The sequence below is a fragment of the Colwellia sp. BRX9-1 genome (genome assembly GCF_014077195.1).
GTDB lineage: Bacteria > Pseudomonadota > Gammaproteobacteria > Enterobacterales > Alteromonadaceae > Colwellia_A.
In genome coordinates this window covers 89,860-110,513 of the sequence record NZ_JACGVM010000002.1, presented here as the reverse complement: position 1 = coordinate 110,513, position 20,654 = coordinate 89,860, and the positions used below count along the sequence as shown (strand labels likewise).

The window sequence follows — 20,654 nt, the reverse complement described above, 5'->3', positions numbered from 1 at the left end:
TGTTCAGGATGAACGGTATGTCCTGATGCCATGGATGGCAAGGAACGACGAATGTTCAGGATGAAGGGTATGTCGTGGTGGCAATTATGGTAATTATGGCAAGTATGGCAAGGAACGACGAATGTTCAGGATGAAGGGGATGTCGTGATGCCAATTATGCAAAGTATGGCAAGGAACAACGAATGTTCAGGATGAAGGGGATGTCGTGATGCCAATTATGTAAAGTATGGCAAGGAACGACGAATGTTCAGGACGAAGGGTATGTCGTGGTGGCAATTATGTAAAGTATGGCAAGGAACGACGAATGTTCAGGATGAAGGGTATGTCGTGGTGGCAATTATGTAAAGTATGGCAAGGAACGACGAATGTTCAGGATGGCCTTTCTCAGACATCCTGTATTTCAAAGCATAAGTGTTTCGCTGCACGGCGATAGCAAGGAACGACAAATGTTCAGCCATTAACCCTTTGTCCGTTGCAGCTTTGGGATTAAAAACGTCTTAACATTCAGTAATGTTGACCGCTAAGCCGCCACGAGAAGTTTCTTTATATTTGGTTTTCATATCGTTGCCGGTTTCCCACATGGTTTTAATCACTTTATCCAGCGGGACTTTTTGATTACCGGTGCCGCGTAAAGCTAAACGCGATGCGTTGATCGCTTTTACCGAGCCCATAGCGTTACGTTCGATACAAGGAACTTGAACTAAGCCACCAACAGGGTCACAGGTTAATCCTAAATTGTGCTCCATACCGATTTCTGCCGCGTTTTCTACTTTACTTGGCGAACCACCCATAATTTCAGTTAATGCGCCAGCTGCCATAGAACAAGCTACGCCAACCTCACCTTGACAGCCCACTTCAGCACCAGAAATTGACGCGTTAGTTTTATATAAAATACCAATGGCTGCGGCAGTTAATAAATAGCGTACACAGGTATCTTCATCAACAGGTCTAACAAACTTATCGTAGTAGCATAATACGGCAGGTATAATACCGGCTGCACCATTGGTTGGCGCCGTTACAACACGACTACCTGCGGCATTTTCTTCATTAACTGCAAGAGCAAATAAGTTAACCCAGTCCATCGCTATAAGCGGATCGTTGTTATTTTCAACTGATAATGCTTTATAAAGGGCAGGGGCTCTGCGCGCAACTTTTAAGCCACCGGGTAAAATACCTTCTGTTTTAATACCACGGTCAACACAATCTTTCATTGCTTGCCAGATATTAACTAGTTTAGCCCTAACCGTGGCTTCATCGGCTAAGCACTTCTCATTATTCATCATGATGGTACTGATCCTGAGATTTTTCTCATTAGCTTCGTTGATAAGCTCAGTCGCTGATGAGAAATAATGAGGACGTTTGATATTGTTGTGCAGAGATAATGCTTTATCTTTTTCTTTTTCAAAGTCGCGGGCGTTAACAATAAAGCCGCCACCGATTGAATAATATGTTTGCTCTAGTAATAACGTACTTTCTTTTCCTGGGATATCTTCAAAGGCAAAAATAGTCATGGCATTTGAATGAGCAGGTAACGTTTTACGGCGATGATAAATAATTGCATCATTTTTAGGGAATGATACTAAGTGCTCGCCATTAAGCGAAATTTTTTGACTAGCCACTACGGCTTCTAGAATTGAATCAATAGCGTCGACGGCAATCGTATCCGGATTTTCGCCAGACAGACCTAAAATTACCGCTTTGCCGGTACCATGGCCAATACCTGTTTGCCCTAACGAACCAAAAAGTTCACATTTTACCCGCGTTGTTTGGGTTAATTTATGCTCATCTTTAAGTTGTTCAACAAACAATTTCGCTGCTTTCATTGGACCTACAGTGTGAGAGCTTGACGGGCCAATGCCAATAGAAAACATATCAAATACACTAATCATACTAAAACCTGAATTTATTTTGATAAAATTATCAAAAGATGGAATTATCTTCGGTAATTGTAACTGAAAGCTACCACCATGAAAAACAATAATAGTTTAATTATAGTTGATATTAATTAAAAACCTAAAGGTTCAAGATAATTGAATGGCCAAATCTTTCAGCATTACCGCGGTTGCGCCCCATATATTATGGTGTTCGAAAGGCATAAAGTGAATTGAAAAGGGTTTGCGATGACGCTCAATGGTCACCATGTAGTGATTATTAAAATCTAGAAAATGTTGTAATGGCACCTGAAATATTTCAGCAACTTCATTTTTATCGATCACATAATTTTGTTTTTTATCAATAAAAGCAATGATGGGCGTAACCACATAACCACTGATTGTTTCATAAGGAAGTAATTGGCCAACAATATTAATGTTGTTACTATTTAAACCAATCTCTTCTTCAGCTTCTCTTATGGCGGTGCTAATAAAGCTTGTATCAAAGTCTTCCATTTTTCCACCGGGAAAACTGATTTGCCCAGGATGATGTTTTAAATGACTAGCACGTTTTGTTAACACAACAGAGAGTTGTTTATTCTCTTCTATTAGCGCGATTAACACGGCTGCAGGTTTTAGTGCGCCAAGGTGCTGGTATTGATGGAGGGAAACATCAAGTGTTGAAAATTGAAAGTTTTGTAAAAAATCATGCTTGTTCATTATAAATCCATCAATGGCGAAAGCCAAAACTACAATAAGTTAAAGCGCTGATAACACAGGTAATATTTTGTTTACTTTATCAAAGGTTTCTTGATATTCAGCGTCAACTTTTGAATCAGCTACTACGCCACCACCGGCCCAGCAATAAATGATACTCGCTTTGGTCGCGTTATTTTTTTCGCACAGTAGGGTACGTATAGTAATGCTAGTGTCCATATTGCCACAAGCAGAAATATAACCAATAGAACCACAATAAATACTTCGTTGATGAGGCTCTAATTCATCAATTATTTCCATGGCTCTTATTTTTGGAGCGCCAGTAATTGAACCGCCAGGAAATGAAGCCGCTAATAAATCAGTCGCTTGATAAGGTTGTGCTAACTCACCTTCAACGGTGCTGACTAAGTGATGAACGGCAGGAAAACTTTCAATATTAAACAACTTAGGAACTTTTACCGAGCCAGCAATACAGACTTTACTGATATCATTTCTCAGTAAATCAACAATCATTAAGTTTTCGGCACGGTCTTTTTCTGAGTGCTGTAAATCAACTGAGTTTTGTTGGTCTATGACGGCATCATCACTGCGTGGTTTAGTGCCTTTTATCGGCTTACTTTGTACTTTACGGCCTGCTTTTTGTAAAAATCGTTCAGGAGAAATACTGAGAATACTGGCTTTTTCAAAACGTAAAAAAGCAGAAAACGGTGCTTTATTTTTATCACGTAACGCGCAATAAGCTTCGAATTCATCACCTTGATACTGGGCACTAAAGCGTTGTGCTAAATTAATTTGGTAGCAATCTCCAGACAATAAGTAGTCTTGTATGCGCTTAAATTTTTCATCATAACGCGCTTTACTCATATTCGACTGCCAGTCGGTTATTAATGAAAACTTTTCTTTTATTTGTGTGGCTTTCTTTATCAAAGCTAACTGCTGATTTATTGCTATTGTTAGGCTTTCTCGTTGTGGTTGCGGGCAAACCAACCAAAACTGTTGAGCTTGGTGATCAAAGATTAATGCCTGAAAATAAAGCCCTATCGACATGTCGGCTAAATCTATATCTTGCGTTGTTTGATGAGGCAAGTTCTCAAAACGTCTACCTAAATCGTAAGAAAAGTAACCGACACTGCCGCCATTAAAAGGTAAGTGGCTGGTGGCAACGGTTATGTTGTTGAAGCATTGTTGTTGAATTTCTTTTAACAGCGTTAAAGGATTTTGATGACTGATTTGTTTTTTGTCCTCTTTTAACCACCGTACTTCAGTTTGATCGCCGCGAGTAGTTAGCGTAATTTCGGGTTGCCAAACCAGAATATCAAAGTTGCTATCAACGTGGGCAGGTGACTGTTGTTCACCACAAGAGTCAAGCCACATCGCCCAAGGTTGATGACTAAAAGCTGAAAATAAAGCTTTTACATCGATAGATTTTTCTACAGTAAAATGCTGGGCAGAAATAGTGAACATGACAGGTTTTACTCGATAATATTGTGGAAGCTCGTTAACAAGAAGGGTATGATATCTGCAAATTTATAACTTTCAACCATTTTCAGCTTCCCTAGTTTATCTATAATTTCAGGTAAGTAGGTAAATGCCGTTGAACTACATCTGTCGATCTGCATAAAAAGAGACCCTCATGACTATCATTAAACAACAAGATTTAATTGAAAGTATTGCCGATGCATTACAGTACATTTCTTATTATCACCCTTTAGACTTTATTCAAGCGCTTGAAAAAGCCTATCATAAAGAAGAAAGCAGCGCAGCTAAAGACGCTATTGCTCAGATCTTAATTAATTCTAGAATGTCAGCCCATGGCCAGCGTCCTATTTGTCAAGATACCGGCATAGTGACTTGCTTTGTTAAAGTGGGTATGGATGTTCAGTGGGACAAAACTGATTTAACAGTTCAGCAAATGGTTGATGAAGGTACTCGCAGAGCTTACTTAAATCCAGACAACCCATTGCGCGCTTCTATTGTAAAAGACCCCGCTGGCGCGCGTATTAATACTAAAGATAATACACCATCGGTTGTTCATATTGATATGGTTGCCGGTGGTGGCGTCGATATCATGATCGCAGCGAAAGGCGGCGGTAGTGAAAACAAATCTAAAATGGTGATGTTAAATCCTAGTGATTCAATCGCTGACTGGGTAGTTAAAACACTACCATCAATGGGCGCAGGTTGGTGTCCACCGGGAATGTTAGGCATAGGTATCGGCGGAACAGCAGAAAAAGCAGGGGTACTTGCCAAAGAAAGTTTAATGGAACCGGTAGATATTCAAGACCTTATTGACCGTGGTGCTGAAACAGCCGAAGAAAAACTGCGTCTAGAAATTTTCGAACGTGTTAATAAATTAGGTATTGGCGCACAAGGTCTCGGCGGTTTAACGACAGTTGTAGACATTAAAATTATGTCAGCACCCACCCACGCGGCATCAAAACCTGTGGTGATGATACCCAATTGTGCGGCAACGCGTCATGTCCATTTTCACTTAGATGGTTCTGGTCCGGCTAACTTAACACCACCAAAATTAGAAGACTGGCCAGAAATAACCTGGGAAGTCGGTGAAAACGTGCGTCGTGTTAATGTTGATACCTTGAAAAAATCCGATATCAGTAGCTGGAAAACCGGTGAAACTGTATTACTGAGCGGGACTATCTTAACCGGACGTGATGCTGCCCATAAACGTATTCAAGATATGCTAGCCAAGGGCGAAAAGTTACCAGTAGACTTTACTGACAAGTTTATTTACTACGTAGGTCCTGTCGATGCTATTGGCGATGAAGCAGTTGGCCCAGCTGGCCCAACGACAGCAACACGCATGGATAAATTTACAGAAATGATGCTCTCTGAAACAGGGTTACTTGGCACTATTGGCAAGGCTGAACGTGGTGCCGAGACCGTTGAAACCATCAAAAACCATAAGTCAGTTTATCTAATGGCCGTCGGTGGTGCTGCATACTTAGTATCAAAAGCTATTAAAAAAGCAAGAGTTGTTGCTTTTGAAGATATGGGGATGGAAGCTATTTACGAATTCGAAGTTGAAGATATGCCAGTCACTGTAGCTGTTGATAGCCAAGGAGAGTCGGCTCATGTCACGGGTCCTGCTATTTGGAAAGCTAAGATTGAAGTGCAAGATGCCAAATCAAAAAATTAATTGATGCTTGTGTAAGCAAATAATTTTAAAACAAGCGCCTTAGGGCGCTTTTTTATTGACGATAATAAGTTGAGAATATTGTCTATACTAAAAGAACATTATTAAAATTAAGTTTTGAAAACATTAACTATGACTAACACTAACCTGCGCACTGTTACTATTATTTATTATATTGAAGATTCACTTGAGTTAATGCACTTTGTTGGACAATTTGCAGAAAATGCCAGTGGGCGGGTCATTATTCCGGAAAAATTTAAAGAAGATAAATCGATTGTTGCTGTGTGTGATGGAGAAATAACCATTCTTAATAAAGTTGGCGATCGCATTCATCTTATCAATGATTATTAAATATGGACTTGTTAATGAACAAGCTTAGAATAAACTTAACCTGAGTATATTTCTATGGTTTAATACTGATAATATTTACAGTGTTACTGATGTGACTTTATGCCTATCGATGAACTCCTTGTTTTTTTAGAGAAAATCCCTACCGAAATTTTTATGCTGTTTAGCGTTATTCTATTGGTATTGTGTTTTTTAATCAGCTTTATAGTGTTTTTTAAAATAAAAAAAATGTCACTACAGTTGTCTTTGCAACATGAAAAGTTACAGCTATTGTTTGAAAAATTAACCGTTGATAGTGAAGTCTCAAATAAATATCAACAGCAACAACAGCAGCAAACTAGCTTTAATCATCAACAATTGGCAAACCAACAAGTTGAGTTAAAGACTTATTTTGAACAACAAATCTCTGACTTTAAAATTAAGCTGTTGTATCAACATGCTGAGCAAGGTGAGAAGCAGTCATCGAGTTTACATGCAAGTAGTGAAAAGTTACACCGCGCATTACACGAGCACCAAGTCGTTTTTAATCAGAATCAGCTAAAATCGGTTGATCAACTTGTTGAACACCTAAATCGAGTGACGCACATTAGCCGCGAAGAGTTAACTAAGTCATTGCAAGCATCGAGTGAGCAAATGGCTAAACGTATTGATGGATTAACCGTCTCTACCGATAACCGCTTGAAAGAAATTAGCGGGCAAGTAGAGAAACGTTTAGCGGAAGGGTTTGAGAAAACAACAAAAACCTTTAATGATATTTTGCAACGCCTTGCCTTGATTGATGACGCGCAAAAGAAGATAACGGAACTTTCCTCAAACGTCGTCAGCTTACAAGAAGTATTAAGTGATAAGCGTTCGCGGGGGGCTTTTGGCGAAGTTCAGCTTAACAGTTTAATTCGCAACGTGATCCCCGAGCAAAACTTTTCTTTACAGCACACTTTATCAAATGGAAAAATTGCTGATTGTATTTTATTTTTACCTGAGCCAACCGGTAATGTCGTTATTGACTCTAAGTTCCCTTTAGAAAACTATAAGAAAATGCTGGATAACCAATTAGGGGAACATGATCGAAAATCGGCAGAGCGTCAATTTAAACTCGACATAAAAAAACATATTAACGATATTAGTTCTAAATACTTAATTGAAAAAGAAACCGCCGACGGCGCTATTATGTTTATTCCTGCAGAAGCTATCTTTGCTGAAATTCATGCACATCAAGGTGATTTAGTTGATTACGCCAATAAAAAACGAGTATGGCTGGCATCGCCAACCACGTTAATGGCTATATTAACAACGTCACGCTCGGTACTAAAAGATGAAGCAACCCGTAAGCAAATACATGTTATTCAAGCGCATCTCTCACACTTATCTCAGGACTTTAGTCGTTTTAAATCTCGTTTTGCCAATTTAGCAAAGCACATAGACCAAGCGGCGAGTGACGTAAAACAAATCCATACCTCTGCAGATAAAATATCGTCACGCTTTGATAAAATTGAACAGGTTGAGTTGAAAAATGAAAGTGATGAAAAGCCCACTGGTACAGACAGTAAAATAGATAATGAGCAAGCTCTACCTGTTGTTTAACCTGATTGCTTCTCTACCCTTTAGCGATAACTTAATCTAAGGAGTTAATCTTGTTGCAAAGAATTAAAGGACTAAAAACTCTGTTTATTAGTTTAGGCACAGTTGCTTTAGTTTATTTTTTGATGATGAAAAGCCAAGCTTTTTGGCTAAAGCAAGTAGTGATTGTCGAACAATTATTAGTGGTGTTCTTGGCTGTTGTGATCGTCTTTGCCAGTTATTTTAATCGTAGCAGGTTAGCCTACTTATCATTATTGTGGCTTTTATATTACGCCAGTATTACTTTTTCACCGCATTGGTCAACTTGGTTACTGCAGCAGGGGGATTGGTTAACGTTATTTGGCTGTAGTGTTTTACTTTTATTGTCTTTGATAAAAGACCGTGGCGTCATCTCAATTCATGGTCTTTATCGATTAGTCGCTATCGCCTTAGTGGCTATCATTAGTTATGCTTGGTTAACGATGAGTGAGCCAATTATCATTTTTGTACAAACCTTTCCCCATATTGCAGGCTTTAGTAAGGTTATTCGTTTAGAGTTACCACTAGCTTTATGCACTATGGTTATTGTTTGGCGAGCAGTGATTAAAGCGGATTTAGTGACTTCAGCGGTTGCGCTTTCTTTACTGTTTTGGCTATGTTATCAATATCAATTAATTGAGCTACCGCTAAGTTTAACGCTGGCATTACTCAGTTTGTATTTCGTGTTAGTCATTGTTGTCGACGCTTATTTTCTTGCCTATCGAGATGACTTAACGGGCTTACCATCGCGTCGGGCGCTCAATCAGTTAGCCTTATCACTTGGACGAAACTACACCCTTGCTATGCTAGACATTGATCATTTTAAAAAGTTTAATGATACCTATGGCCATGATATTGGCGACCAAGTATTAAAACTAGTGGCAAAAAAAATTGGCAACGTTAAAGGGGGAGGGAAAGCATTTCGCTATGGCGGAGAAGAGTTTACCATCGTATTTACTGGTAAAACTATTGAGCAAGCCTTAACTGAGTTAGAAGCGGTACGTCAAGCTATTGAAACCTATAAAATTGTCATTCGTCAGCCACAAAGAAAAACAAAACAACAACGAAACGCTAAAAAAGTAAGTAAAAATAGTGAGTTTAAAACGGTCAATGTCACTATTTCAATTGGCGTTGCAGTACGGGAAAGTAAACAAAGCTTTGAACAAGCGTTAAAGTGCGCGGATCAAGCGTTATACAAAGCTAAGAACAAAGGGCGAAACAACGTTAGTGTTTAAAGCGGGCTAAATATGATGATTGTTTGCAAGTATAAGACTGGACCAGCAAAAATCATCGTTCACAAGCAAGGTGAACCACGCTCATGCAAAGCATCATTATTGAGCAAGCCTTGCATTGTTTATTGACGTTAACGTGACCAGTGATATTATTAATCGCCACCGAGCACAAATTACCGGCTCCCCTGAACTTGCTTCAGGGGCTGATGTTAAAAGGCTGTAATAATGCTGGGTAAGCCAGTTATTAACGCTTAATTTAATATCGCAACGTTAACAAAAACCACACTTAACAATAGTGGGCAGACAAAACGAAGGTAATTTCCCCAAATGGGTAGCCACTTCCTGCCTTCTTGTAGCGCTTTATCACGTAATTTATTACCTCTATTCCATAACCAACCGACCACAATAAAGTAGAATAAACAACTTAATGGCTGCAATATGGTTGTTAATGCTCGAATCACTAAACCAAATAATTCGTCAAAAAAAGCAATTAACAACATGCTAGCACAAAGCACCACGAAGGAGACTAGCCATGTCGCTTTTGAACGAGTAAAGCTTTTGTCTTCCATTAAATAAGATACAGGTACTTCAGTTGAAGAAATAGTTGAAGTTAATGCCGCAATGGATAACAACAAGAAGAAACAGCTTGAGACAATCAAGCCGACATTACCCATTGAATTGAACAGCTCAGGTAATATCTTAAAGATTAACTGTCCTTCACCAATCAACTCGTTATTACTGAAAACTTCAACTCCGGCTTCTTGAGCAACAAAAAGTGCCGGTATGATTAACAGACCGGCCATAAAAGCGATAAAAGTATCAAGTGCGGTGATAGAAATGGCTAATTTACCGATATCTTTACCTTTTTGCATGTACGAGCCGTACACCATCATACCGCCTACGCCAATAGACAATGAAAAGAAGGCTTGTCCCATTGCTGATATGATGAGTTTAGGGTTAGTCACCTGTGAAAAGTCAGGAATTAAATATAACGCTAAGCCTTTTTCTGCACCGGGTTGGCGTAAAATATAAATGATTAAACCAATTAGCATCACTAACAATAACGGCATTAAACGCCCTGACCATTTTTCAATGCCGGCATTAACGCCCTGATGTATAATGGCGGCGCCGAGTAAGATAAAAAGTGGCGTAAATAATAAATTACGTTCGGTGCTTGATGTGGCTAACCACTGTGAAATATTAGTTAGGCCTAACAGCTCAGTAAATGCTGATAGAGCATGCGCTAACATCCAACCAGCGACGATAGTGTAAAAGCTTAACATCATTATAGCGCCACATAGGCCTATTATGCCGGCATACTTACCTACATTGGGCCAAGTGTCTTTACAGGCCTCTTTTAATGCGGCTACCGGATTTTTTTGCGCCTGGTTACCAATATATATTTCTGCATACAAAGCGGGGAGGGCGAGTAAAAGTGTCACGAGTAAATAGACGAATAAAAAAGCACCACCGCCATTATTAGCGGCTTGGGTTGGAAATCCCCAAATATTGCCTAAACCAATGGCTGATCCTGCAGCGGCCAAGACAAACCCGATACGGGAATGAAAAGAATCTCTAGTGTGTGTCATATAGTATTGAATGCAAATTATTTTTATTTGGTGATGAGCTTACCGAGTTCAGATCATATAGCAACGGTTTTTTAAAAATTTGTTTCTGATAAAATATAAACACTGTAAACCTAGCAACTAATGGCTGATAAACTTGCTTTCAAAAATATTACCCCTATATAGGTTGAAGTTAAATTAATGTCATTATAAATACGTATGAAAAGTGTGGGTGTTGTTAAAGTTATCAAGATAAGCTTGGACATTATCCCCCGAAGCTACGTTTATTTTAATAAGAACGTTGTAATAACCCGTTTGTCGGCGTTAACACGGTTGAATGTTATTTTGAGAGAACTTTATTTATGAATTCCTATGTGGTGCGTATCCAAGAACGGCTAAAAAAAATTGACGCTAGCCCGTTTTTTCAATGGTCAATTATTGCCGTTATTATTATGTCAGCATTACTTATTGGCGCAAAAACCCATAACTTGCCCCCGCAAGCATTAAGAATATTGGTTTTTTTAGACAGTGTTATCACGGTATTTTTTGTCATCGAATTATCAATACGTTTTATGGCTTTTCAAGATAAAAAGAATTTCTTCAAAAGTGGTTGGAATATTTTTGATACCTTAATTGTTATTGGTAGTTTAATACCAACAGGTGGCTCAGGTGTCTTATTAGCACGGCTGTTGAGAGTGTTTCGGGTGTTACGTCTAGTTTCTATGGTACCTGAATTACGCCTGCTGATTAATTCGCTGCTCAAAGCTATTCCTCGTATGGGCTATATCGCCTTACTCATGTTTGTTATTTTTTATATTTATGCTGCAGTTGGCAGTATGGTTTTTAATAATATTAATAAAGAGCTTTGGGGCGATGTTTCAATATCGATGTTGACCCTTTTTCGTATAGCCACTTTTGAAGATTGGACCGATGTGATGTATGAAACGATGGCGATTTATCCGCTTAGCTGGATTTTTTACCTGACCTTTATTTTCTTAACGGCTTTTATCTTTTTAAACATGATGGTCGGTACTATTCTAGAAGTTATGGGCAAAGAAAATGAAATTTATCGCGCCGAACAACATGGCGAATCAGGTGAAGGTGGAGAGCCGGCTAGCCGAGCACAAATTGAAAACCTTGAGCGTGAGCTTGCCGAAATTAAGACTTTACTCAAAGAAAAACTCAACCATCGCTGAGATTAATTTTTATAGATAACCGAACACTTGTGGGATTTAATTAAATAAGATGGTATAAAATAAAAATCATATTTAATTCAAGTGTTTTGGTTATTCTTAATGATTGCTTTCAAGCGAATTGTGTACTTTTTTATCGTTATTATTGTTCAAGCTTCATTTTTTTCGTCTGCGACGCTTGCCGCGGATCAAAATACCCTGCCCAGTGATGAGCAAAAGATATCACAAGAAATTGAAATTCTTAAAAAAATTGAAGATGACCAGCAAGCGGTTGATTACTCAATATTATTATTAACGCGCTCAGCTTTAATTCCCAAGCAAATAATTGACATCTTAGATATTCAACAAAAACGTTACTATCAGTTAACCGAGCTTCGATTAGGATTAGCTAGCGCTCAACGAATACAATTAATTGCCACTGAAAATAACTTTAAAAAAATAGCGGCAGATGCTAATAAAATGATCGGTATATATCACTATTTAATTGGTGATAATCCAGAGTCTGTAGCCGCTTCTCAAGCCGCATTAAGTTATTATATAAACTCACCTGAGCCGCTTACATTGGCTGGGCTATACAATAATATTGCCTTGGCTTATATTGATCTGGGTAATACCAGTAAAACCTTAGTCAATTTTCAACTAGCCGAAAGTATCTACAATAAATTGGGTAGTGAGCAAGATAAAATAGATGTGCGTTATAACATTGCCGGTTTATATTTAATTTTAAAAAGATACGATATCGCGATTGAACTCTATCTCGATATTATTGCACAGCTTGCTTTTGTCGATGACAAGCTCACCTTAGCTAAAGCCAAGGGAGAATTGGGCACTGTTTATAAATATTCAGGAGAGTATCAGCAATCTCTTAAATTGCTGTTACAGGCAATAGCGTATTTTGAACAATCTAATAACGACTATTATTTAGCGGCTTTTAGTCATAATATTGCCGGTCTTTATAATATGATGAACCAGCCAATAAATGCAATTAAGTATGCAACACAAGCGATAAATTTGGCTAAAGCTTCAAATCATAACACCGCTTATGCGGGTGGCTTGTATAGTCTAGCGCAAGCAGAGTTTTCGTTGGGCTATGTTGAAAAAGCCTATGAAAGCTTACAGCTCTCTGATGAAATAGCTAAAAAATCTGGTCATGAAGAACAAATGACGAATAATATGGCGCTGCTGGCGTTGATTTATTCGGCACAAAACAAGCAAAGTGCGGCCTTTGAAACACATCAAAAATATATTAAAAGAACAAGAAGAATAGCGAACAATCAGCTCAATAGTCAATTGTCAGACTTTGAATCTAACAAATTAAGACAAGAAGTTAGCCAGCTCAAGCAAAATGAGCAACTTCAGGCATTAGAGACAGAGCAAGCCAATCAACAACGTAATTTTAGCTTAGTGGCTGCTTGTTTTATCATTGTTTTGGCCTTATTTATTTTCAACCGAAATGTTGAAAAACGCGCTAAATTAAAGTTATCTGAGCGAGTTAAAAACCGCACTCAAGAGTTAGAACTTCTAACCAGCGAGTTGGTCAAAGCTAATGCCATTAAAAGTCAATTTCTTGCCAATATGAGCCATGAAATAAGAACCCCTTTAACGTCAATTATTGGCCAAGCAGAGGCAATAATAAATGGTGATGTTGATGAAAGTTACCTGCAAAAAGAAGTTAAAATAATTCACGGTAATAGTTTGCATTTATTAGAGCTTATTAATAATATTTTAGATTTAAGTCGCGTTGAGGCCAATAAGTTAGAGTTAGAACTTGTCGAGCAAGACTTACACGTTATTTTGCATGACATTGCTAATATTTTTATTAAATCAGCGACAGTCAAAGGATTACAATTTCAGATAGTACACACCTTGCCAAACAAGTTTATGCTGACCATTGATGGCTTTCGCTTAAAACAAATCTTAATTAACTTATGCTCCAATGCCATTAAATTTACCAGTAAAGGCTCAGTTACTCTTGATATATCGGTCAAAAACGCCGCGTTAACTATTGCGGTTAGCGATACCGGTATTGGTATGAGTGAAACACAATTGCAGGAAGTCTTTAGCAGCTTTACTCAAGGCGACAGCAGCATTAGCCGACGATTTGGTGGATCAGGTTTAGGTCTATGTCTATCAGAGCAATTGGCCAAATTAATGTCAGGAAAAATCACCGTTATCAGTACGCTAAATAAGGGCAGTATTTTTACTTTAGTCTTACCTTGCAAGCAACTCGAATCGATTCAATTAGCCAAGTTTCCTCCCACTAAAATTATCGCCTCTGCATTCACTGCAGATGCTAGTGATATTAAGTTTGAAGGGCAAGTATTACTGGCCGATGACCATGATGATAATCGCCGGTTAATCGCTCGTTTATTAACATCGCTAGGCTTAGAGGTATTGTCAGCTAAAAATGGTCGAGAAGCAGTTGAGCTTTGTTTAAAAAACAAACCTAAACTCATTCTTATGGATATACAAATGCCAGAAATGGATGGTATTGAGGCTTTTAAAGTATTGCGACAAAAAGGATGCGCTAGCCCAATAGTCGCATTAACTGCCAATGCCATGTCTCATGAAGTCGACAAATATTTAGCGCTTGGTTTCGATGGACATTTAAAAAAGCCTATTGAGCGAAAATTATTTATTGCGACCATAGCTAAATATTTTGGTGAACAAATGGATGAAAGCGCAGCTGAACAAGCCATTTCAAGCGTAGATATGTCCGATTTAGTGACAGAATTTAAATCGAATTTAGTGTTAGAGCAGCAAGATATCATTCTTCATATTAAAAATAATGAATTAGAGAAGCTTGCTGAATTGGCTCATCGTATTGCTGGCGCCGCACAAATGTTTGGTTTTTCACTGGTTTCAGTGAGTGCGATAAAATTAGAAAAACATATTAAAACTGGCTCTTCTCAGCTGATCAGTGAAGCGGCGCAAAACCTACTTAATGAAATAGACCAAGTGCTTTGGTAAGATTATTCCACTTAGTCTTCATCCGCTAACGCTGCTCTTGATATATAAACACTTGGTTTATCGGTTGTTCAAATATATCTGCAATTTTAAAAGCAACTTCTAAAGAGGGAGAATATTTTCCTTTTTCAATGGCTACTATGGTTTGCCTAGAGACTGAAACGCTATCAGCAAGTTTTTGCTGAGTCATTTCTTGATGTTCAAAGCGCAATTTTCTAATGTTATTGGTAATAACTTTAGCCATATTAATAGCCTCGACGATAAGAAACTAATTTAACTGACGAACAAACAATTTCGGCAAGCAAAGAAAAGGCAATAATTAAATGCATAACTTCATACTCTTTAGCTAAACCAGGCATTGAAAAAGTAAACTTTGATAGTGCGGGGAATAGAATATAGAAGGTCACACAGAAAACACCCAAGGACAATATCTTATAAGCATATGAGTTTGCCCGCCTTGAAATTATTTTATCACGCTCATCACTTTTATCATTTGCTTCTCTATACTTAAAAATAGCGAGAATAGTTTGTAAAACAACTTCTAAAAAAATCGTATAAATTACTGCAGTAAACAATAAACCATACATAGCCTCTACCGAGAATAATTGCCGCTGATATAAATTGACGACACCCAATGCATAATTGCTCCAAATACCGAGGGTAATTAAAAGTGATACTAAAATACTGGTTTCTCTGTAAGACATGAGCTTTCCTAGGTTGATAATTTTGACACTGTGTCTACTATATTTGACATGAGTTAGCATAAGACTTAACATACTCAGTGTCAAATATTTTGTACATCATGATTGGTTTTTTTTACATTTTGTTATATACAGAGAAGGGCAGCAATGATCTTAGCGGATCTTAATTTAATTTTTTGATAATTATATAGGGTAGTTAGCGATATAATAAAGTGCATTCAAAAAACTTTCTGCCTTCTCGTTCAATATCGATAAAAGGCAGGTTATTAGTGTTATTGGCTATTTCACTCTTGGTTAATATGGAGTAAACATTAAAGTTAAAATAGCTAGATCGCTGTTTTAACTGATTGTTAAGGTTTTGTTATCGCATTTTTTGAATGCAAGTGTTTATCGTTATGCCTTAATTCAGTTAAAATTTAATTTTTCTTGTCAACATATCCTTAAACATCACCCAGTCGCCGAGTAAACTATAGAAAGGATAGGTAAATGTGGCAGGTTTGTTTTTTTCAAAGAAAACATGTCCCAGCCAAGCAAATCCATAACCTATCACGGGAATAAACCATAAGCCTTGCCATAGCGCATAGCTAATACAATAAATAATCAGTAATATTATTAACGACGAACCGATAAAATGTAAGCGTCGACAGATAATATTTTGGTGTTGGCTTAAATAAAATGGATAAAACTCGCTAAAGGTCTGGTATTTTTTTACCGCCATCAGTTATTCCTCTCGTCAGTGATGTTAATTAATTTTACTGGTCAATATTTTTAAGCCAATAAGTATCATTGCTCCGCCTAAAATTCGGTCTATCCAATGACCCAAACGTTGAAATTTTTCGTTTATTATTGGCTGAGATAGCAAAACGACCACAGACGAAAACCAAGCGAGTTGAATAGTCATCATCCAAAGTCCATAAATAACTAAGTGTAATAACGGTAAATCAGGAGAAAGTACCACGGTAAAAAGCGCGACAAAATAAATCGGTGCTTTTGGGTTTAAAGCATTACATAGAAAACCAACACCGATATTTTTGAGGGATGAACGTTTCATCGAGGGTTTTGAATCCGCTTTGTTACTGATTTGTGTCGAGGCTTTTGCACGGAGTCCCTGAATACCTAAATATAATAAGTAACAGCCCCCCAAGATCTTAATTACCCATAGCGTTGTTGCTGAGTTAGCGATAACAGCAGCTAAGCCTAAAGCAGAATAAATTATGTGTATCGATAAACCGAGTGCAATGCCAATACTGCACATAAAACCGGCTTTTTTGCCATGGCTTAGTGTTTGTTGAGACACCAAAACAAAATCAGGCCCAGGTGAAGCGGCAGCTAATAAATGAATTGAACTAATTAACAGTAAACCTTGTAAAAGTTCCATAGTGTTTCTCATTGATATGATTAGTGAAACTTTAATGTTCTTTGACGTGTTCAGCAAGTAATGAATTGCCGAGTAACTAAGGTTTATTTAGTTTCTGAAAAAACTTACCCGTATCTTTAAAGTTACTCTTGGATCTGTATTTGAGTATTCGGCATTGACGTGATGTTTTTGTCTTTATATTAAATCACTTTATTGTTTGTCTGTTGGACAATAATAGCAAGGCGGTTAACCACGTTATGAACGATACTGGGCAAATGTTCAAGATCAAGCGCATCAATCAAATTTTTTATTTCAAGCCCTAGCTCAGTGTCACCGACAATTTTTAATCGTCGTTGAAAGAATAAGGTATCGGGATCCTCTTTACGCCCAGCAATTAATAGTAAGTCATCACTACTGGCTGAAAAGCTTACGTCAGCTGTTTGTCTTTGGTTATCTTCGGTCATAATTAATTGACCATTGTTACAGCTGAGTAACCAATTTAATGCCAAGTCGGTTACTGAAATATGTAGCCATTTATCTTCTAAAAACGCAAAGTCATTGTCGGCTAAGGCTTCTTTAAATACCGATTGTAGTGCGGTCAACAATAACTTTTTTTGAAGGCTGTAAGGTACGACACTTAACGTTGGTTTTAATATTTTAGGCACTAAAGTAACTACAGTAGCCCTAAAGGCTAGCGGGATTCTTTTAATATTTACAGCGCTAAGTAAGTTTGAACATTCAGTAATATTAAGCAAAATTGAGGCAACATTTAAAAGGAGTCATAAGAGAAGTTTACCTAATTGTTTATTTATTATTTGGGGGTAGATCAAGTTTAGGGACAAATATTATCAAACAGCATTAAAAACAAAGAAGTTATTTCAGGTCAAAAAAGTACAAATTTTTTAGCGCTACACTTCGCGTACATTTATTCTTATTAATTATATTGTCTACCTTATGGAACTCTTATGCCCAGCAGGTAACCTGCCTGCACTTAAAACTGCCATAGATAATGGCGCTGATGCCGTTTATATTGGGATGAAAGATGATACCAATGCCCGTCATTTTGCTGGATTAAACTTTAATGATGGCAAGCTTGAAAAAGCTGCTGATTATGTACATCGTCATGGTAAAAAATTACACGTTGCCATCAATACTTTTGCTCATGCTGGCGGTGAACATCGATGGCGAAAAGCTGTTGATAACGCCGTGGCTATTGGAACGGATGCTTTGATTATCGCCGATTTGGGCGTGCTTGATTATGCTGCGAATAAGTACCCTGATGTTGAACGTCATGTTTCTGTGCAAGCCTCAACCACTAACATTGAAGCAATAAACTTTTTTGCCAATAACTTCGCCGTTGAACGCGTGGTCTTGCCACGCGTACTCTCGATTGGGCAAGTTAGACAATTAGCAAAAATAAGCCCGGTAAAGCTTGAAGTCTTTGCTTTTGGTAGCTTATGTATTATGTCGGAAGGGCGCTGCTATTTGTCTTCTTATATGACGGGTGAGTCACCAAATACTGCGGGCGCTTGCTCACCAGCAAAATATGTTCGCTGGCAAGAAACAACAAAAGGTTTAGAGAGTCGTTTAAATGGTGTGCTAATAGACCGTTATCAACCCAATGAAAAAGCAGGATATCCAACATTGTGTAAAGGACGTTTTGAGGTTGATAATAATATTTATCATGCGCTTGAAGAGCCAACCAGTTTGAACACTTTAGCGCTTATTCCTGATCTCAGTAAAATGGGGATCGCTTCAGTTAAAATTGAAGGACGACAGCGAAGCCCTGCATATGTTGAACAGGTTACTAAAACATGGCGTAGTGCCATTGACCGATTTAAACAAAACCCAGACAATTTTGCCGTTGAAGGTGCGTGGATGAACACCTTAGCGAACCTTTCAGAAGGCACGCAGACGACACTTGGCGCTTACCATCGTAAATGGCAATAAGGTAAGCGCTTAGCGCTAAATATTTGTTTATCCATGCTCGTAGCTTGCCATTATTTGCATAGGCATTAATGACGGCAGTTAAACGAACTTACTTTGCACGATAGCCTTATTTTAAACAGCATAATAAAAATTGGAAATACTATGAAATTTTCTCTTGGACCTAGTCAGTTTTTTTGGCCCAAAGCTGAAGTTGAAACTTATTATCAACAAGCTAAAGATAGCGCAGCGGATATTATTTATTTAGGTGAAACAGTCTGTTCTAAACGCCGCCAGTTGCGTGCTAAAGATTGGATTGGCTTAGCAAAAGACTTGGCGTGTGACCTTGATAAAGAAATCGTTCTATCAACCATGACCCTACTTGAATCACCTGCTGAAATCCAAACCATGCGAAAACTTTGTGATAATGGCGACCTGCTTATTGAAGCGAATGACCTTAGCGCTGTACAAATTATGCATCAGTTGAAAATGCCATTTGTTGTGGGTCCAGCAATCAATTGTTATAACTTATCAACATTGAAAGTCTTAATTAAGCAAGGGATGAGTCGTTGGGTTATGCCTGTTGAGTTATCAGGTGATTGGCTAAAAACATTATTACTACAGGCAGAGGAAGATAATGTTCGTTCACAATTTGAGTGTGAAGTCTTTGCTTGGGGTTATATGCCATTGGCTTATTCTGCTCGTTGTTTTACCGCTCGTTCTGAAGACAAAGCTAAAGACAATTGCGAGCTCTGTTGTATTAAATACCCATTAGGCAGGAAAATGAACAGTCGTGAAGGTGAACGTGTTTTTGTACTAAATGGCATACAGACAATGTCGGGCTATCAATATAACTTAATAAATGAAGTACCGAATATGGCGGAAATAGGCGTCGATATTGTCCGTATAAGTGCAGACAGTGTGAACGCCTTTACTAAAATATCTACCTTTAGAGAACAGCTTAATCAAGCTAAACATTATCCACTAAATGGTGTTGAAGAATGTAATGGTTACTGGCATAAAATTGCAGGCATGTCGTTAGCATGATATCTGATCTTATGCTGTAAATCGTAACTTTCAATACTGATAAAAAAGGGTAAGTGTTTAATGAGTTGAGCTCACTTTTTAAGCTTATAAAAAAGCAATATTGATTTATTAACCTGACAAGTGCTTTTTAAAATTGGTTAAATTGATTTCGCTTACTGGCTTTTTATTTTTCTTTGTTGATTCTTACTGACTATGAAGGATAATAGCGATACTTATAATGACTAAACACTGACCTAATTAACCATGCGTATTGATAAATTTATATGTAAGAGCACTGAACTGACCCGAAGTGAAGCGAAGAAACTGCTAAAAATGGGGGATGTTCTAGTTAATGGTGAGGTGATTAAGAACGCAGCAACACAAGTGCATGAAAATAACAGCGTTACTGTTAACGGTGAAGCGCTCACGGCGCGCACTTCTCGTTATATCATGATGCATAAACCCTTAGATACTATTTGCAGTAATATCGATGAAGTTTATCCGTCTTTACTCAATTATATTGAAGTGGATAAAGTGTTTGATCTTCACATTGCTGGACGTTTAGATGCAGATACCACAGGTTTAGTATTAGTTACCGATGATGGCCGTTGGTCGCATAATATTATTTCACCCAAAAAAAACTGCGCCAAGGTTTACCGCGTTAATTTACGTAATGCAATATTATCTGAAAAGTCAGCGGAGCTAATTGAGCGCTTTACAGCTGGCTTACAGTTACAAGGAGAAGATCAACTGACTCTGCCAGCTAAATTAGAAATACTCAATGAAAAAGAAGTATTACTGACCATCACTGAAGGTAAGTACCATCAAGTTAAGCGAATGTTTGCTGCTGTTGGTAATAAAGTTATTGGTTTACATCGCCAGCAAATCGGCGAAATTAACTTAGATGTTGAATTAGGCATGTGGCGCTACTTAACGGATGCCGAGGTAAATAGCTTTTAGTTGGCTACTTTGGTGTTGTGACCCTCACTGACTGTTATCTT

The 20,654-nt window shown here is 38.0% G+C and carries 18 protein-coding genes; 9 read left to right on the top strand and 9 right to left on the bottom strand.

Annotated features, from left to right (window positions below; all coding sequences use genetic code 11):
* Positions 1–497: 497 nt before the first annotated feature.
* The 3 genes from H4J76_RS03060 to pabB form a co-directional block, all read right to left on the bottom strand.
* Positions 498–1,889: an L-serine ammonia-lyase gene (locus H4J76_RS03060; RefSeq protein ID WP_182215672.1), complete on the bottom strand. Its 1,392-nt coding sequence runs from the start codon at positions 1,887–1,889 to the stop codon at positions 498–500.
* A 132-nt stretch (positions 1,890–2,021) separates the two neighbouring features.
* A complete protein-coding gene (locus tag H4J76_RS03055; RefSeq protein WP_182215674.1) occupies positions 2,022–2,591 on the bottom strand; it encodes a CoA pyrophosphatase in 570 nt (189 codons plus the stop codon).
* 39 nt (positions 2,592–2,630) lie between these two features.
* A complete protein-coding gene (gene pabB, locus H4J76_RS03050; protein ID WP_182230098.1) occupies positions 2,631–4,052 on the bottom strand; it encodes an aminodeoxychorismate synthase component I in 1,422 nt (473 codons plus the stop codon).
* Between the two features lie 169 nt (positions 4,053–4,221).
* Here pabB and H4J76_RS03045 point away from each other — a divergent pair, with 169 nt between their 5' ends.
* From H4J76_RS03045 to H4J76_RS03030, 4 genes are all read left to right on the top strand, one after another.
* Positions 4,222–5,745, top strand: coding sequence for a fumarate hydratase (locus tag H4J76_RS03045; RefSeq protein WP_182215677.1), 1,524 nt, complete (start codon positions 4,222–4,224; stop codon positions 5,743–5,745).
* 129 nt (positions 5,746–5,874) lie between these two features.
* Positions 5,875–6,093 (top strand): TIGR02922 family protein, encoded by a 219-nt coding sequence (locus H4J76_RS03040; protein WP_070374026.1) that lies wholly within the window; start codon positions 5,875–5,877, stop codon positions 6,091–6,093.
* 225 nt (positions 6,094–6,318) lie between these two features.
* Complete coding sequence (locus H4J76_RS03035; protein WP_259366327.1) at positions 6,319–7,671, top strand: DNA recombination protein RmuC; 1,353 nt, start codon at positions 6,319–6,321, stop codon at positions 7,669–7,671.
* Between the two features lie 50 nt (positions 7,672–7,721).
* Positions 7,722–8,921, top strand: a complete 1,200-nt coding sequence (locus H4J76_RS03030; RefSeq protein WP_182230097.1) for a diguanylate cyclase — start codon at positions 7,722–7,724, stop codon at positions 8,919–8,921.
* A 248-nt stretch (positions 8,922–9,169) separates the two neighbouring features.
* Here H4J76_RS03030 and H4J76_RS03025 read toward each other — a convergent pair whose 3' ends face one another.
* On the bottom strand, positions 9,170–10,507 hold the full coding sequence (locus H4J76_RS03025; protein ID WP_182215680.1) for a sodium-dependent transporter: 1,338 nt from the start codon (positions 10,505–10,507) through the stop codon (positions 9,170–9,172).
* A gap of 338 nt (positions 10,508–10,845) precedes the next feature.
* Between H4J76_RS03025 and H4J76_RS03020 the strand changes: the two genes are divergently transcribed.
* Positions 10,846–11,679, top strand: a complete 834-nt coding sequence (locus tag H4J76_RS03020) for an ion transporter (RefSeq protein WP_182230096.1) — start codon at positions 10,846–10,848, stop codon at positions 11,677–11,679.
* A 99-nt stretch (positions 11,680–11,778) separates the two neighbouring features.
* On the top strand, positions 11,779–14,646 hold the full coding sequence (locus tag H4J76_RS03015; protein ID WP_182230095.1) for a response regulator: 2,868 nt from the start codon (positions 11,779–11,781) through the stop codon (positions 14,644–14,646).
* 25 nt (positions 14,647–14,671) lie between these two features.
* On the opposite strand, the gene H4J76_RS03010 is transcribed toward H4J76_RS03015, so the two are convergent.
* From H4J76_RS03010 to H4J76_RS02990, 5 genes are all read right to left on the bottom strand, one after another.
* A complete protein-coding gene (locus H4J76_RS03010; RefSeq protein WP_182221563.1) occupies positions 14,672–14,887 on the bottom strand; it encodes a helix-turn-helix transcriptional regulator in 216 nt (71 codons plus the stop codon).
* Between the two features lies 1 nt (position 14,888).
* Positions 14,889–15,347: a hypothetical protein gene (locus tag H4J76_RS03005; RefSeq protein WP_182230094.1), complete on the bottom strand. Its 459-nt coding sequence runs from the start codon at positions 15,345–15,347 to the stop codon at positions 14,889–14,891.
* A 406-nt stretch (positions 15,348–15,753) separates the two neighbouring features.
* Positions 15,754–16,062, bottom strand: a complete 309-nt coding sequence (locus H4J76_RS03000) for a DUF962 domain-containing protein (RefSeq protein ID WP_182215688.1) — start codon at positions 16,060–16,062, stop codon at positions 15,754–15,756.
* 24 nt (positions 16,063–16,086) lie between these two features.
* On the bottom strand, positions 16,087–16,722 hold the full coding sequence (locus H4J76_RS02995; protein WP_182230093.1) for a LysE family translocator: 636 nt from the start codon (positions 16,720–16,722) through the stop codon (positions 16,087–16,089).
* Between the two features lie 179 nt (positions 16,723–16,901).
* Positions 16,902–17,366: an SCP2 domain-containing protein gene (locus tag H4J76_RS02990; protein WP_182215692.1), complete on the bottom strand. Its 465-nt coding sequence runs from the start codon at positions 17,364–17,366 to the stop codon at positions 16,902–16,904.
* A gap of 289 nt (positions 17,367–17,655) precedes the next feature.
* On the opposite strand from H4J76_RS02990, the gene H4J76_RS02985 reads away from it, so the two are divergent.
* From H4J76_RS02985 to H4J76_RS02975, 3 genes are all read left to right on the top strand, one after another.
* Positions 17,656–18,651: a peptidase U32 family protein gene (locus H4J76_RS02985; RefSeq protein ID WP_182215694.1), complete on the top strand. Its 996-nt coding sequence runs from the start codon at positions 17,656–17,658 to the stop codon at positions 18,649–18,651.
* A 141-nt stretch (positions 18,652–18,792) separates the two neighbouring features.
* Positions 18,793–19,674, top strand: a complete 882-nt coding sequence (locus H4J76_RS02980; protein ID WP_182215696.1) for a U32 family peptidase — start codon at positions 18,793–18,795, stop codon at positions 19,672–19,674.
* 243 nt (positions 19,675–19,917) lie between these two features.
* Positions 19,918–20,613 carry a pseudouridine synthase gene (locus tag H4J76_RS02975; RefSeq protein ID WP_182215698.1) on the top strand — a complete coding sequence of 232 codons (696 nt, stop codon included), beginning with the start codon at positions 19,918–19,920 and terminating at the stop codon, positions 20,611–20,613.
* The last annotated feature ends 41 nt before the right edge of the window (positions 20,614–20,654 follow it).

Excerpts from the sequence above, each read along its gene's own strand:
- H4J76_RS03060 (WP_182215672.1), bottom strand. The coding sequence starts at position 1,889 with ATGATTAGTGTATTTGATATGTTTTCTATTGGCATTGGCCCGTCAAGC.
- H4J76_RS03055 (WP_182215674.1), bottom strand. The coding sequence starts at position 2,591 with ATGAACAAGCATGATTTTTTACAAAACTTTCAATTTTCAACACTTGAT.
- pabB (WP_182230098.1), bottom strand. The coding sequence starts at position 4,052 with ATGTTCACTATTTCTGCCCAGCATTTTACTGTAGAAAAATCTATCGAT.
- H4J76_RS03045 (WP_182215677.1), top strand. The coding sequence starts at position 4,222 with ATGACTATCATTAAACAACAAGATTTAATTGAAAGTATTGCCGATGCA.
- H4J76_RS03040 (WP_070374026.1), top strand. The coding sequence starts at position 5,875 with ATGACTAACACTAACCTGCGCACTGTTACTATTATTTATTATATTGAA.
- H4J76_RS03035 (WP_259366327.1), top strand. The coding sequence starts at position 6,319 with ATGTCACTACAGTTGTCTTTGCAACATGAAAAGTTACAGCTATTGTTT.
- H4J76_RS03025 (WP_182215680.1), bottom strand. The coding sequence starts at position 10,507 with ATGACACACACTAGAGATTCTTTTCATTCCCGTATCGGGTTTGTCTTG.
- H4J76_RS03020 (WP_182230096.1), top strand. The coding sequence starts at position 10,846 with ATGAATTCCTATGTGGTGCGTATCCAAGAACGGCTAAAAAAAATTGAC.
- H4J76_RS03015 (WP_182230095.1), top strand. The coding sequence starts at position 11,779 with ATGATTGCTTTCAAGCGAATTGTGTACTTTTTTATCGTTATTATTGTT.
- H4J76_RS03010 (WP_182221563.1), bottom strand. The coding sequence starts at position 14,887 with ATGGCTAAAGTTATTACCAATAACATTAGAAAATTGCGCTTTGAACAT.
- H4J76_RS03005 (WP_182230094.1), bottom strand. The coding sequence starts at position 15,347 with ATGTCTTACAGAGAAACCAGTATTTTAGTATCACTTTTAATTACCCTC.
- H4J76_RS03000 (WP_182215688.1), bottom strand. The coding sequence starts at position 16,062 with ATGGCGGTAAAAAAATACCAGACCTTTAGCGAGTTTTATCCATTTTAT.
- H4J76_RS02995 (WP_182230093.1), bottom strand. The coding sequence starts at position 16,722 with ATGGAACTTTTACAAGGTTTACTGTTAATTAGTTCAATTCATTTATTA.
- H4J76_RS02985 (WP_182215694.1), top strand. The coding sequence starts at position 17,656 with ATGGAACTCTTATGCCCAGCAGGTAACCTGCCTGCACTTAAAACTGCC.
- H4J76_RS02980 (WP_182215696.1), top strand. The coding sequence starts at position 18,793 with ATGAAATTTTCTCTTGGACCTAGTCAGTTTTTTTGGCCCAAAGCTGAA.
- H4J76_RS02975 (WP_182215698.1), top strand. The coding sequence starts at position 19,918 with ATGCGTATTGATAAATTTATATGTAAGAGCACTGAACTGACCCGAAGT.